Source organism: Paraburkholderia sp. SEWSISQ10-3 4 (assembly GCF_030464785.1).
In the GTDB taxonomy this organism is placed as follows: domain Bacteria; phylum Pseudomonadota; class Gammaproteobacteria; order Burkholderiales; family Burkholderiaceae; genus Paraburkholderia; species Paraburkholderia aspalathi.
Window position 1 is genome coordinate 41,421 of sequence record NZ_JALPRI010000031.1, and the last position, 13,821, is coordinate 55,241.

General features: G+C 60.9%; 12 protein-coding genes and 1 tRNA gene. 8 read left to right on the forward strand and 5 right to left on the reverse strand.

Going from position 1 to position 13,821, the window contains the following annotated elements; all coding sequences use genetic code 11:
- Positions 1-313: 313 nt before the first annotated feature.
- The 4 genes from M0D68_RS33950 to acs all read right to left on the reverse strand — a co-directional run bounded on the left by M0D68_RS33950 (position 314) and on the right by acs (position 5,011).
- A tRNA-Ser gene (locus tag M0D68_RS33950) sits at positions 314-404 on the reverse strand.
- 60 nt (positions 405-464) lie between these two features.
- Positions 465-2,483, reverse strand: coding sequence for a sodium:solute symporter family protein (locus tag M0D68_RS33955; protein WP_200620849.1), 2,019 nt, complete (start codon positions 2,481-2,483; stop codon positions 465-467).
- A gap of 4 nt (positions 2,484-2,487) precedes the next feature.
- Entirely contained in the window at positions 2,488-2,880 is a 393-nt protein-coding gene (locus M0D68_RS33960; RefSeq protein WP_200653547.1) for a DUF4212 domain-containing protein, read from the reverse strand.
- A 148-nt stretch (positions 2,881-3,028) separates the two neighbouring features.
- Positions 3,029-5,011 (reverse strand): acetate--CoA ligase, encoded by a 1,983-nt coding sequence (acs, locus tag M0D68_RS33965; RefSeq protein WP_266226682.1) that lies wholly within the window; start codon positions 5,009-5,011, stop codon positions 3,029-3,031.
- A gap of 803 nt (positions 5,012-5,814) precedes the next feature.
- Between acs and M0D68_RS33970 the strand changes: the two genes are divergently transcribed.
- From M0D68_RS33970 to M0D68_RS34005, 8 genes are all read left to right on the forward strand, one after another.
- Entirely contained in the window at positions 5,815-6,423 is a 609-nt protein-coding gene (locus M0D68_RS33970) for a TIGR00645 family protein (RefSeq protein ID WP_200620848.1), read from the forward strand.
- A 57-nt stretch (positions 6,424-6,480) separates the two neighbouring features.
- Positions 6,481-8,004 carry a fumarate hydratase gene (locus M0D68_RS33975; RefSeq protein WP_154565531.1) on the forward strand — a complete coding sequence of 508 codons (1,524 nt, stop codon included), beginning with the start codon at positions 6,481-6,483 and terminating at the stop codon, positions 8,002-8,004.
- 198 nt (positions 8,005-8,202) lie between these two features.
- A complete protein-coding gene (bfr, locus tag M0D68_RS33980; RefSeq protein ID WP_054042121.1) occupies positions 8,203-8,682 on the forward strand; it encodes a bacterioferritin in 480 nt (159 codons plus the stop codon).
- Between the two features lie 101 nt (positions 8,683-8,783).
- Entirely contained in the window at positions 8,784-9,671 is an 888-nt protein-coding gene (gene murI / locus M0D68_RS33985) for a glutamate racemase (RefSeq protein ID WP_266226655.1), read from the forward strand.
- Positions 9,672-9,887: 216 nt separating this feature from the next.
- Positions 9,888-10,124, forward strand: a complete 237-nt coding sequence (locus tag M0D68_RS33990; protein ID WP_054042125.1) for a bacterioferritin-associated ferredoxin — start codon at positions 9,888-9,890, stop codon at positions 10,122-10,124.
- Positions 10,125-10,412: 288 nt separating this feature from the next.
- Entirely contained in the window at positions 10,413-11,138 is a 726-nt protein-coding gene (locus M0D68_RS33995) for an energy transducer TonB (protein WP_266226656.1), read from the forward strand.
- Positions 11,139-11,165: 27 nt separating this feature from the next.
- On the forward strand, positions 11,166-11,894 hold the full coding sequence (locus tag M0D68_RS34000; protein ID WP_093646618.1) for a MotA/TolQ/ExbB proton channel family protein: 729 nt from the start codon (positions 11,166-11,168) through the stop codon (positions 11,892-11,894).
- A gap of 16 nt (positions 11,895-11,910) precedes the next feature.
- Positions 11,911-12,330: a biopolymer transporter ExbD gene (locus tag M0D68_RS34005; protein ID WP_093646616.1), complete on the forward strand. Its 420-nt coding sequence runs from the start codon at positions 11,911-11,913 to the stop codon at positions 12,328-12,330.
- A 403-nt stretch (positions 12,331-12,733) separates the two neighbouring features.
- Here the strand turns inward: M0D68_RS34005 and M0D68_RS34010 are convergent, their stop codons facing one another.
- Positions 12,734-13,723, reverse strand: a complete 990-nt coding sequence (locus tag M0D68_RS34010) for a LysR family transcriptional regulator (RefSeq protein ID WP_093646614.1) — start codon at positions 13,721-13,723, stop codon at positions 12,734-12,736.
- Positions 13,724-13,821 lie beyond the last annotated feature (98 nt).

Consider the following 13,821-nt stretch of genomic DNA (forward strand, 5'->3'; position numbering starts at 1 on the left):
TTCGTTTTAAAGCTCTCAGTATCCGCCCAGGTACCTGGTGAATTGTATTCGCCCGGGCGGTGTACGTCGGACATAAACACACACAACGGCAAAGGAAACGTCTACAAGAACAGCCACACTGAAAAACATCGCGCTTCAGCCGGGCCAACGTTTTTTCATGCCGACCGATCTAAACGACGCCCGCGCGCAGTAGTAAGGAGCTTTCTGCTGCGTACTCAACGAATAAGGAAAAATCACTTGATAGTCGATTTGTGGGGCGATAAAACAAAAAGCCGCCGAACCTTTTAGATTCAACGGCTTCTCGTTCAATTCGTGGCGGAGAGACGGGGATTCGAACCCCGGATAGGTTATTAACCTATACACGCTTTCCAGGCGTGCGACTTAAACCGCTCATCCATCTCTCCGGCGGGGAGCCGAATTATAGCAAACTTCGGGCCCTGCGCCAGACCCATGCGCAAACCGGCCTAAGGATGCCGGATGTAGTCCACCAGCGCCCTCGTATAGGCATCCGGTTTTCGGTCCACGAGGCTCACCCCGATCGCCACCAGAAACCCCGCGGGCACGCCGAACACGCCCGAACTGATCGGCTCGATCCCGAACCACCGCGCGCCGGCAAAGCCCGTCATCTGCGTGAAGAACGGATACGTCGACACGATGTAGTAGATGCACACCACCAGCCCCGCCACCATACCCGCCACGGCCCCAAGCCGCGTAGTCCGCTTCCAGAACACCCCCAGCACCAGCACAGGAAACAGACTCGAAGCCGCCAGCGAAAACGCCGCGCCCACCAGAAACAGAATATTCCCCGTATTCAGGGAAGCCACATACGAGGCGAACAACGCCACCCCCAGCAACAAAATCTTCGAGATCGTCACGCGCCGCTGGCTCGATGCCGTCGGATCGACCATGTGGTAGTAGACGTCGTGCGATAACGCGTTGGCGATGGTCAGCAGCAAACCGTCCGCCGTCGAGAGCGCCGCGGCCAACGCACCGGCCGCGATCAGCCCGGACATCACATACGGCAACCCCGCTATCTCGGGCGCGGCGAGCACCACCATATCCGGCTGCATCTGGATCTCGCTCCAGCGCACGATACCGTCGCCGTTCGTGTCAGCAAGACTGATCAGACTCGGCTCGACCCTGCGCCATTGCGTAAGCCACTGCGGTAAATCGGAAAAGTGATGACCTACCAGGTTGGTCAGCATCTCGTACTTGATCAGCACCGCCAGCACAGGCACCGTCAGATAGAACAGCGCAACGAAGAACAGCGTCCAGCCGACCGAGCGTCGTGCGGACGCCACCGAGGTCGTCGTGTTGTAGCGCGTCAGGATATGCGGCAGGCTCGCCGTACCAAGCGAGAGACACAGCAGCAGCGACAGAAAATTGCGTTCATGGGTGCGCCTGTCTTCTTCGGTCGTGACGGGAAACGGCTCGTGCATCGGCACCGGCGCGGCCGCGCGCATCAGCATCTCATCGCGGCGTTGGGTCCAGACGATCTGCGCGGCGGCGGCATCGCGTGGAAATTGTTCGAGCGCGCGCTCGCGTTCCTTGATCTCGCGCAGCGGACCATTGTGGCGCCGTAAGTCCGCGACTTCCTGCATGAGACGCAGCTTCTCGTCGACGAACGATTGCGGCAACGTGTCGAGCCGCATCTGCATCAGCTCGGCGCGCCGCCGATAGTCGTCGCGCACGGTCTGCTCGAGCGGCGCGTCGCGCACCTGCTTCTCCAGACCTTCGACGCGCTCCATCAAGCGCCCATAGTTGAACTGCGGCACCCAGCCGAGACCATCCTTATGCGCGATCATCGAAACAGGAATCAGAATCGCCGCGATCAGGATGATGTATTGCGCGACCTGGGTCCACGTCACCGCACGCATGCCGCCCAGAAACGAACACACGAGAATGCCCGCGAGTCCGCAGAAAATGCCGACAGCGAAATCCACGCCGATAAACCGCGTCGCGATCAAGCCGACGCCCTGAATCTGCGCGACCAGATAAACGAACGAACAGAGAATCGCCGCTAACGCAGCGAGTCCCCGCACCGCGTTGCTCGAAAAGCGCGTGCCGAGAAAGTCGGGGATCGTATAGCGCGCGAGTTTACGCACATATGGCGCCAGCAGGAACGCGACGAGGCAATAGCCGCCGGTCCACCCCATCAGATACGCGAGACCGTCATATCCGGTCGCATAGATCGATCCGGCGAGGCCGATGAACGATGCGGCGGACAACCAGTCGGCCGCAGTCGCCATGCCGTTGAAGACGGACGGCACGCGCCGTCCGGCTACGTAGTATTCGACGAGGTCAGACGTGCGCGACAGCAACCCGATGACTGCATACACCGCGATCGGTACGAACAGGAACACATAGCCGATCCATACGCCGGGACCGGTGGTCCGCTCGATGCGCCACATCACATAGATGAAAAGCAGGAAACCGAGCGTATAGAGCGCGTATGAGCGGATCAGCCGGTTCGTGAGCTTCATCGGCTCAGCTTCCGCGCGCAGCGGGCGCGGTGGAATCGGCACTGGCGTTGGCACCGTCACCAGCACTGGCATCCGCATCGAAAGCGCGTTGCAGACGGCGGTCGGCGCGCTGCATCAGCAGGATATAAACGACGATCAACGCCACGTAGATCAGAATCGCCCCTTGCGCACCGAAGTAGAACGGCAACCGGAAGCCGATGAAGCGCACCTGGTCCAACGCCGGCGCCACCAGCGGCAAAACGAACGACACCACGAAGCCCAAGGTCATCAACGTCGCGATCAACGCGAGATTGAAGCGCCAGTATTTCCGATGCGCGCGCGCCATCGCTGCCGAGACCGGAGGGGGTTCGGGTGCGGGATTGAGCGTAGCGTGAGAGGTGTGGTGTGGCGCAGCCATGCGCCTATGTATCAAAAAGCCACCGGGCAGGCAATCGGGATTGTCCGCGCGGTGGCTTTAACTGCCTGACCTAAGTGATCGATACCTGGGTCCAGCGAAGGGCATATCGTTCGACACACCCTTGCTGCAAACCCAGGCAAACCTAAGCTCAGAGCGACTCGCCGAGTTGATCGAGAATCGCCGGGTTCTCCAGCGTCGAGACGTCCTGGGTGATTTCCTCGCCCTTCGCGAGCGAGCGCAACAAGCGGCGCATGATTTTGCCCGAACGCGTCTTCGGCAGGTTCTCACCGAAGCGGATGTCCTTCGGCTTGGCGATCGGACCGATCTCCTTGGCGACCCAGGCGCGCAGTTCGTTGGCGAGCTTCACTGCTTCTTCGCCTTCAGGACGCGCGCGCTTGAGCACCACGAATGCGCACACAGCTTCGCCGGTGGTCGCATCAGGACGGCCCACCACGGCCGCTTCCGCCACGATCGGGTTCGACACGAGCGCCGATTCGATCTCCATCGTACCGAGGCGGTGACCAGACACGTTGAGCACATCGTCGATGCGACCCATGATCGTGAAGTAGCCGGTTTCCTTGTCGCGCACCGCGCCATCGCCGGCGAGATACAGCGTGCCACCGAGTTCTTCAGGGAAGTAGCTCTTCTTGTAGCGGTCCGGATCGCCCCACACGTTGCGCAGCATCGATGGCCATGGACGCTTCACCACCAGAATGCCGCCCTGTCCGTTCGGCACGTCCTGACCGGTTTCATCGACCACGGCCGCCATGATGCCCGGCAGCGGCAGCGTGCACGAACCCGGCACTAATGGCGTCGCGCCCGGCAGCGGCGTGATCATGTGGCCGCCGGTTTCGGTTTGCCACCACGTATCGACGATCGGGCAACGGCCGCCGCCGACGTTCTCGTGATACCACACCCACGCTTCCGGATTGATCGGCTCGCCGACCGTGCCTATGATGCGCAGCGTCGATAGGTCGTAGCTCTTTGGATGCACTTTCTCGTCCGCTTCGGCCGCCTTGATCAGCGAGCGGATCGCGGTCGGCGCGGTATAGAACAGCGTGACCTTGTGCTTGGCGATCATGTCCCAGAAGCGGCCGGCGTTCGGATAGGTCGGCACGCCTTCGAACACGACCTGGGTGCCGCCAAGCGCCAACGGACCATACGTGATGTAGCTATGGCCGGTGATCCAGCCGATGTCGGCGGTACACCAGAACACATCCGTGGGCTTCCAGTCGAACGTCCACTTCATGGTCTGCGCGGCCCACAGCAGATAGCCGCCGGTGCTGTGCTGCACGCCCTTCGGCTTGCCGGTCGAACCCGACGTGTACAGGATGAAAAGCGGATGCTCGGCGCCGACCCACTCGGGCGCGCATTGATCCGATTCAGCCTGCGTGAGTTCGTGCATCCACAGATCGCGGCTTTCGTCCCATGCGATCTTGCCGCCGGTGCGCTTGTAGACGATCACGCTCTTCACTGCGTCGCAGCCGCCCATGGCGATGGCTTCGTCAGCGATGTTCTTCAGCGGCAATGCTTTGCCGCCGCGCATTTGTTCGTCGGAGGTGACGAGCGCGACGGCGCCCACATCCACCAGCCGTTCATTGAGCGACTTCGACGAAAAGCCGCCGAACACGACCGAATGCGTTGCACCGATCCGCGCACATGCTTGCATCGCGACGATGCCTTCGATCGACATCGGCATATAGATCACGACGCGATCGCCCTTCTTCACACCGCGTTTTTTCAGCGCGTTCGCAAAGCGCGACACACGTTGCAGCAGATCCTGATAGGTGACGTTGGTGACGGTGCCGTCGTCGGCTTCGAAGATGATCGCGACGCGCCCACCATTGCCGGCTTCGACATGACGGTCGATGCTGTTATACGACGCGTTCAGCTGGCCGTCTTCGAACCATGTGTAGAAAGGCGCCTTCGATTCGTCGAGCACTTTGCTGAAAGGCTTGTTCCAGCTGAGCGTCTCGCGAGCGAGGCGCCCCCAGAAACCTTCGTAATCGCGCTCCGCTTCAGCGGCAAGCGCCCGGTACGCATCCATACCGGAGATCGACGCGCCAGCCGCAGCTTCAGCGGAGGGCGGGAAAACACGGTGTTCCTGAAGAACCGATTCAATCGCAGACATCGACAACCCCTTGGTGAAGATGAAACGTAAAACCTGTGCCGGCGCGCCTGTGGCTCGCCATGTCATGATGCCGCCGCCATTCGTGATCATTCGTGATCGATAGGCCGCGCGCTGTCTCCATCCCTCGCGCAACAATCACCGATCGCTGCGCCGCGGCCCGTTCACCTTTCACTTTCATCTATGCCGCACCGCAACATAAATGAATGGCTGGCGTTCCGCTCTCATGCTTAAACATAAACTTTGCAACTTACCGGCCACTTACGCGCGGTGCATCGCGTGACGGGCGAAAACCCTTACGCGGTTCAGACTGGTCACGCACGGCATGCTACGCGTTACGGTCCGTTCATGCGTGCTGATCGACATGCCGATACAAGCGATCCATGCCGAAATCGGGTCCACGGGAAGCATCACTTGCGCCCCACCGGCACTTCGCCTTTATGCTGGCTCACACGCCCTCTTACAATGCTAACTGAACTAGCCGTGTGGATTCCAGCTTGAATCGCTACTCCCTGCGTCTCATTACCTCGCCTGCGTGATGCGCGACGGCAGGGATCGGACCGGCGAGCCTGAAGGTCGAGCGATGCCGCCGGTGGCCTCGTAAGCACCGCACTGCCCGCCGCGGCGCAGCAAATTCACCCGACGCTGTACAATAGCGCGCCTGACGCGAGCTTTTCCGGCCTCCCTGGCCGCGTACCGCGCCGTCTGCGCCTCGTTTGCGTGCTTGATCCGCGCGTCTGGTTTGCGCCGCGGGTCAGCGCATTTGGTCCGTGTTCCGTCACCTGCGTTTCATCTGACTCTTGCCTATGTCCGCTCCGCGCCCCGACTCAGCCCGTCAGCGCCGTCCGCTGCGCCCGCTCCCCGCCCTCATCTTCATGAGCCGCTGGCTGCAAGTGCCGCTCTACCTCGGCCTGATCGTCGCGCAAGGCGTGTACGTCGTCCTGTTCCTGAAAGAAGTCTGGCATCTGGTCAGCGCGTCCATGACGCTCGACGAAACCAACATCATGCTGGTGGTGCTCGGCCTGATCGACGTGGTGATGATCTCGAACCTGCTGATCATGGTGATCATCGGCGGGTATGAAACCTTCGTGTCGCGCCTGGGCGTTGAGGGTCATCCGGACGAACCGGAATGGCTCGACCACGTGAACGCCGGCGTGCTGAAAGTTAAATTGTCGATGGCGCTGATCAGCATCTCGTCGATCCATCTGTTGAAGACCTTCATCAGCCCCGACCAGAATTCGACGCACACCATCATGTGGCAGGTCATCATCCACGTCGCGTTCCTTCTCTCGGCGGTGGTGATGGCGCTGGTCGACCGCCTGACCACGCATACGCATCCAAAACATTTTCAGGAACCCGTCGGCATACAGCCGCTGGGTTCTAACGGTTCCACTCCCCTGAAGGCGCACGACTGACCGCACTGCCCTGCGAGTCTGATAACAAGCGCCATTGTCCCCACTGAGCTAGCCATCATGACCGTCATCAAACAGGAAGATCTGATTCAGAGCATTGCTGATTCGCTTCAGTACATCAGCTATTACCACCCGCTCGATTACATCCAGGCCTTGGGCCGCGCTTACGAGCTCGAAGAGAGCCCCGCCGCGAAGGACGCGATCGCGCAGATTCTCACCAACAGCCGCATGTGCGCCGAAGGCAAACGCCCGATCTGCCAGGACACCGGCATCGTCACGGTGTTCGTGAAGGTCGGCATGGACGTGCGTTGGGACGGTGCGACGATGGGCGTCACCGAGATGATCAACGAAGGCGTGCGCCGCGGTTATCTGAACCCGGACAACGTGCTGCGCGCATCGATCGTGAGCCCGCCGGAAGGCGCGCGCAAGAACACGAAGGACAACACGCCGGCCGTGATCCACTACGAGATCGTGCCGGGCGACAAGGTCGACGTGCAGGTTGCAGCGAAGGGCGGCGGCTCGGAAAACAAGTCGAAGTTCGCGATGCTGAACCCGTCGGATTCGATCGTCGACTGGATTCTGAAGACCGTGCCGACCATGGGCGCAGGCTGGTGCCCGCCGGGCATGCTCGGCATCGGCATCGGCGGCACCGCTGAGAAAGCGATGGTGATGGCGAAGGAATCGCTGATGGATCCGATCGACATTCAGGACGTGATCGCACGCGGCCCGCAGGACTGGATCGAAGAACTGCGCGTCGAACTGCACGAGAAGGTCAACGCGCTCGGTATCGGCGCACAAGGTCTCGGCGGTCTGGCGACGGTCCTCGACGTCAAGATCATGGCCGCGCCGACGCACGCGGCGAGCAAGCCGATCGCAATCATCCCGAACTGCGCAGCGACCCGTCACGCGCACTTCACACTGGATGGTTCCGGCGTGGCCAAGCTCGAAGCGCCGTCGCTCGACGCATGGCCGAAAGTGCAGTGGGAACCGGACACGGAAAAGAGCCAGCGCGTCGATCTGAACACGCTAACACCGGAAGAAGTCGCAGCATGGAAGCCGGGCCAGACGCTGCTGCTGTCGGGCAAGATGTTGACGGGCCGCGACGCGGCACATAAGCGCATCGCCGACATGCTCGCGAAGGGCGAAAAGCTGCCGGTCGACTTCACGAATCGCGTGATCTATTACGTCGGCCCGGTCGATCCGGTGCGCGACGAAGCCGTCGGCCCGGCAGGCCCGACCACCGCCACGCGGATGGACAAGTTCACCGAGACGATGTTGTCGCAAACCGGTCTTATTTCGATGATCGGCAAAGCCGAGCGTGGCCCGGTTGCGATCGAGGCGATCAAGAAGCACAAGGCCGCGTATCTGATGGCCGTGGGCGGCGCCGCTTACCTCGTGTCGAAAGCAATTCGCAGCGCGAAGGTTCTCGCGTTCGAAGACCTCGGCATGGAAGCCATCTACGAGTTCGACGTGCAGGATATGCCGGTGACAGTCGCCGTCGATTCGAACGGCACCTCGGTGCACCAGACTGGCCCGAAGGAATGGCAAGCCAAGATTGGCAAGATTCCTGTCGCGACGGTTTGATCAGCGTTTGATCGGCGGTAACAGCTGGAAAGTAGAAGCCGGGGCCTCGAACCCCGGCTTTTTTATGATGAAATGAGAACGGTACGCATCACGCACAAAACCTTGCAAATCAAGGCAAAAAACTGTTTTTTTGCCTTGGCTTTTTGCCCTTCGGCGTTTATTGTTCTGGGAAATTCAAGTCTCTAATAAGGAAACCCCATGCAAGGCGACAAGAAAGTTATCGAGTATCTGAACTCCCAGCTCAAGAACGAGCTCACCGCCATCAATCAGTACTTCCTGCACGCGCGGATGTACAAGCACTGGGGACTCGAGAAACTCGGCAAGCATGAATACGACGAATCGATCGGCGAAATGAAGCACGCCGACTGGTTGATCGAACGCATTTTCATGCTCGACGGTCTGCCGAACCTGCAAGACCTGCACAAGCTGCTGATCGGCGAAGAAACCAAAGAAATCCTCGAGTGCGATCTGAAGCTCGAACAGATTTCGCAAAGCACCTGCAAAGAAGCCATCGCGTACTGCGAATCCGTGCGTGATTTCATCTCGCGCGAAATCTTCGTGAAGATTCTCGACGACACGGAAGAACACATCGACTGGCTCGAAACGCAACTGGACCTGATCGACAAGGTCGGCATCCAGAACTACCAGCAAACCGCAATGGGTTCGATCGAGTCCTGATCGGACCACGTTGGAACGGCCCGCGCGAGCGGTATACTTGCGCACTTCCCCGTTTTCGTGAGTTTGCCGTGACCGCTGTGCCGCGCGTGTCCTCATCGCCTATGACCGCAGAATCGCCGTCCTCAAGTGCCAGGGTTGCCACCTCAGGTGGCGGTTCGCGAGCGCCGGTCGGCATATTCGACTCGGGTCTGGGCGGTTTGTCGGTGCTGCGGGCGGTCCGGGCGCAACTGCCCGGCGAGGCGCTCATCTATGTCGCCGACTCGCTCCACGCCCCCTACGGCGAACGCGACGACGACTTCATCGCCGACCGCACCCTTGCAATCGGGCAATGGCTCGCCAGCCAGGGCGCGAAGGCGCTGGTGGTCGCATGCAACACGGCGACCGCGCAGTCGATCGCACTGGTCCGCGAAAAGCTGGCAATTCCGCTGGTGGGAGTCGAGCCCGGCATCAAACCGGCCGCGCTGCAGTCGAAAACACGCGTAGCCGGCGTGCTCGCCACCCAGGTCACCTTGCGCAGCGCCCGCTTTCAGGGGCTGCTGGAGCGCTACGCCGCCGATTGCCGTTTTCTTTGCCAGCCGGGCCACGGGCTCGTGCAGGCAGTGGAACGCTGCGACGTAGACTCCGCCGAACTGCGCGCGCTGCTGCGCAGCTACCTGCAGCCCATGCTGGATGCCGGCGCCGACACTCTGGTGCTCGGCTGCACCCACTATCCGTTTCTCGATGCGGCGATCCGCGATATCGTCGGCGACCGGCTCATGCTGATCGATACGAGCGTGGCCATTGCGCGTCAGCTGGAGCGGGTACTCGACCAGCACGGATTGCGCGCCGCCCCGGAAGGCGCCGGCGCTGTTCTGCCCCGCTTTTATTCGACCAGCGACGGCACCCATCAGCAACAGCTCGCCGCGACCCTTCTGCAAATCGACGCCGCAGTCGACCAGGTTGTAATCCCGTCGCGCCGCACGGCAGCGCCGGATTCCCAAGCCGCATAAAACCTCTCGCCAGCGCGTTTTCGCGCCGCCGCGTGGCCTTTTTGCGCGCTTTTTAGCCGTTTTCGCCCCTTCTCCGCCGCTTGCCCGGACGCCCGTTCCTTAGGCGAAACCCTTCTAAGAGTCTGGTTTTGTTACAAAAAATCATGCAGGACGCTTGCCAAACCGGCCAATCAAAATGATAATAGTTCGCATTAACGTTAGCTATGACGCCCTGCCATGATTGTCTGTGTCTGCAAGTCTGTTTCTGACCGAAAGATCCGTGCCTCGATCGCGGATGGCGTCGACTCGTTCGACGAACTCCAGTTCGAACTCGGCGTCGCTTCCTGCTGTGGCAAGTGCGCGGATTCCGTGCGCGGCGTCATGATGGAAAGCGGCGTGTGCGCGAGCCGCTGCGGCTTCGATCATCACTCGCAGGCTATCCCGCTGACGTTTTACGAACGCAAGGCCGCCTGAATCGCGGCTTGAGGGCGCGGCGCCACGCGGCGCGCCTTGGGTGTTCACTGCCTCACTGCCTCATGCTCAGTTTCTAAGCGCGGTTTCACGCGCTGCTTCACGCGTTATCCCACTGCCGTCAGCAAGCCAGTATCCGTACCAGCCAGCTACCCGCTCACCCGTTAAAAGGAGTTCGAGATGGAATTGCTGATTGGTTTCGTGACTACTTTGTTCATTTCGCTGCTGATCTTTCGAACATGACGATGTCTTGTCTGACGTGCCGCATCGACGGCACGCCGCCACGCTAACATGCAGGCCTCGCATACCATTTCAGCCGCCACGTCGGCTTCGTCCCCCCGAATGAATTCCCGTGCGCTGACCGCGACTGCTGCGGTCGCGGCAATTCACATCGCTTTGCTTGCGGTGATCCTGACGCTGCGTCATGAACCGCTGCAACCCGTGATCGAAGCGAAGGTGATGACCGCGCAATTGCTGGCGCCGGCGCCGGTCGCCGCGCCCGTCGCGGTGCAATCGATCGCCCCGCCGCCGCCCAAGCCGACACCGCCGGTTCACACCAAGCCGAAGATCCAGCCCAAGCCGACTCCTACGCCGACACCCACGCCGCTGCCGGTCGCCGCGGCTCCGTCGCCGACGCCTGTCGCCGCGCCCGAACCGACGCCCGCGCCTGCCGCACCGGCGGCGCCAGCCGCTCAGGCCGCGCCGGCGATCGGCCGTCCGACCATGGACATCACGGCGCCGAAGAACGTCTCGCACATCGAGTGCAGCATGATCACGCCGGACTACCCCGCGCTGTCGAAGCGCCGCGGCGAAACCGGTACGGCCTATGTGACGTTTGTCATCGGACCGACAGGAAAGGTTGAAAGCATCTCGCTCAAAAAGAGCAGCGGCTTCAGCCGCCTGGACGACGCCGCCATCGCCGCCGCGCATGCGAGCTCGTGCAAGCCCTATCTCGAGAACGGCCAGGCCATTCGGGCCACGGCCACCCAGCCTTATAACTTCAATCTGAACGATTGAGGCAGATTTTAAAAACAAGGAATTGCAATGCAAAACTACGGACTGGCGCACGTGTGGGCGCAAGGGGATTTCGTGACGCGCGGTATCGCGCTCGCGCTGTTGATCATGTCGGTTATGTCGTGGAGCGTGATCGTCATCAAAGGCTGGAATGTGATGCGCCTGAAGCGTCTCACGAAGAATGCCGAGCAGCAGTTCTGGCATTCGGACGATCTCGCCGACGGCGTGAAGAAGCTCGGCGCCGGAGCGTCGACGCCGCACGACAACCCGTTCCTCGCACTCGCACTGTCGGGCCAGGAAGCCGCCGATCACCATCATCAGACGCAGCCGCATCTGCACGATCGCATGGACGTGTCAGATTGGGTGACGCGCTGCCTGAAGGATACGATGGACGAAAGCGTTGCGCGCATGCAAAGCGGTCTGGCGATTCTCGCCTCGATCGGCAGTACGGCGCCGTTCGTCGGCCTGTTCGGCACGGTGTGGGGCATCTATCACGCACTGCTGGCGATCGGCGCGAGCGGCCAGTCGTCGATCGATCAGGTCGCGGGCCCGGTGGGTGAAGCACTGATCATGACCGCGTTTGGCCTCTTCGTCGCAATTCCGGCCGTGCTCGGCTACAACGCACTGACGCGCGCCAACAAGGCGATCGTCGCCAAGCTGAGCCGCTTTGCACACGGTCTGCATGCGTTCTTCGTGACGGGCGCCCGCCTGTCGTCATCCAAGCGCGGCGACGGTTTGCGCCTCGCGCGCGCCAACTGATCGACGAGGCACTCCGATGGCAATGAGCCCTTTCGCCAGCGACGATGACGACGGCCTGATGAACGAAATCAACATGACGCCGCTCGTCGACGTGATGTTGGTTCTCCTGATCGTCTTCATGGTGACGATTCCGGTGATTCGTCACGCGGTCAAAATCGATCTGCCGCACGCGAGCAGTCAGAAGGAAGACACCAAGCCCGCGCAAGTCACGGTCTCCGTCGATGCTGACGGCAACGTCTTGTGGGACGACAAGAAGGTCGACGACGCAGCGCTGCGCGCGAAGATTGCAGAGGCTGCGCAAGCGAATCCGCAGCCGGAGCTGCATCTGGATGCGGACCGCAAGGTCGCGTACGAGAAAGTGGCGGAGGTGATGTCGGCGGCGCAGGCCGGCGGTCTCACGAAGATCGGTTTCGTCACGCAGCCCAAAGGCAAATAAGCGCAAGCGATCTGAGCGCAGCAATGCTGCCCTTGTTACGCAGCGCCTGCCGAAAAAACAGAAAAGCCCTTGTTTCAAGGGCTAAAAGTAAAAGGCCTTCATCGTCAGATGAAGGCCTTTTTTTTGCGCACTCGGCGCCTTCGGGCGGCGGGATCATTTACCATCAGAAGATGACTGATAGCTCGAGTCACCGCATGCGACAGCCGTGATCGACACGGACAGCGCGGTCAGCCCTATCAGGCCCACTATCATAGAGGCCATGAGTTTTCGCATAAGAGACTCCTTAGCGAAGGGATTTCACTATAGGCCCGCGAGCGCGCGCATTCAAGCAAACTGCCATTGAAAGTACTCATGACAGGCGGCGCTTAAATGCTAAAAGCGATGTTGCCGTGTCTAATAAGTGCTATGACGCAACTGCAAGAACAGGCTGCGCTGCGTCTTGCGCCGCCGCACGCGTCGGGCACTCGCCCGTAATATGCTTACCTTCGTCCGGATCGAGCATTTCGACCAGATAATCGACGAACGCGCGCACAGCCGGCACCATTCCCTGCCGCGACACAAATACGGCGTACAACTGTGGCGTCGGAAGGGTCCAGCCGGGCATCACCGGCGACAATTGCCCCGCGCGCAGCGCGCTGCCGTACATCATCTCCGGCAATGCCGCGATACCCACGCCGGACAGCACGGCTTCACGAATCGTCATCAGATCGGCGGTGACGAGGCGCGGCTCGTGTTCGTGCGCGTGGCGCGTGCCGTCGGGGGCAATCAGATCGAAGACGTGGCGTCCGTCGCCGGTCGGCACGTCGAGCGTTTCAAAGCGGCTCAGATCGGCAGGCAATAGCGGCGGCGCATTCTGCTGCAACAGGCTCGGCGCGCCGACCAGCATCTGCTGAGTGCGCCACAACGGACGCACGACGATGTTGGCGTTCTCAGGCGGAGCGGAGCGCACACGCAACGCGATATCGATCGAATCCTCGAACAGATCGACCACACGGTTCGTCACGCGCATCACCACCCGCACTTCCGGGTAGCGATGCATGAATTCCGGCAGGATCTGCGACAGGATCGTCTGCGAAATCGTCACCGGCACGCTGACGCGCACCGTGCCACGCGGCGACGAACGCAGTTGCTGCACGACATTGACCGCCGCCTGAGCCTCGCTCAGCATCGCCTGACAGTGCTGGTAGAAGAGCTGGCCGGCTTCAGTGAGCGCCAGCTTGCGGGTGGAACGCTGCAACAAACGTACGCCTAACGACGCCTCCAGCTCAGTGAGCCGGCGCGACAGGCGCGACTTGGAAATGCCCAGCACGCGCTCGGCGGCAGAAAAACCGCCATGTTCGACGACCTGCGAAAAATACATCAGGTCATTCAGATTGTGTGAATCGATCTTCATCTCATCGTTCCAGTAATAGAACAATCCATTGCGTGAGGGTGGCTGGCGCCTAGGAAAACGGTCCCTATAATAGCTCTATGTTTCAAAAATAACGCTAT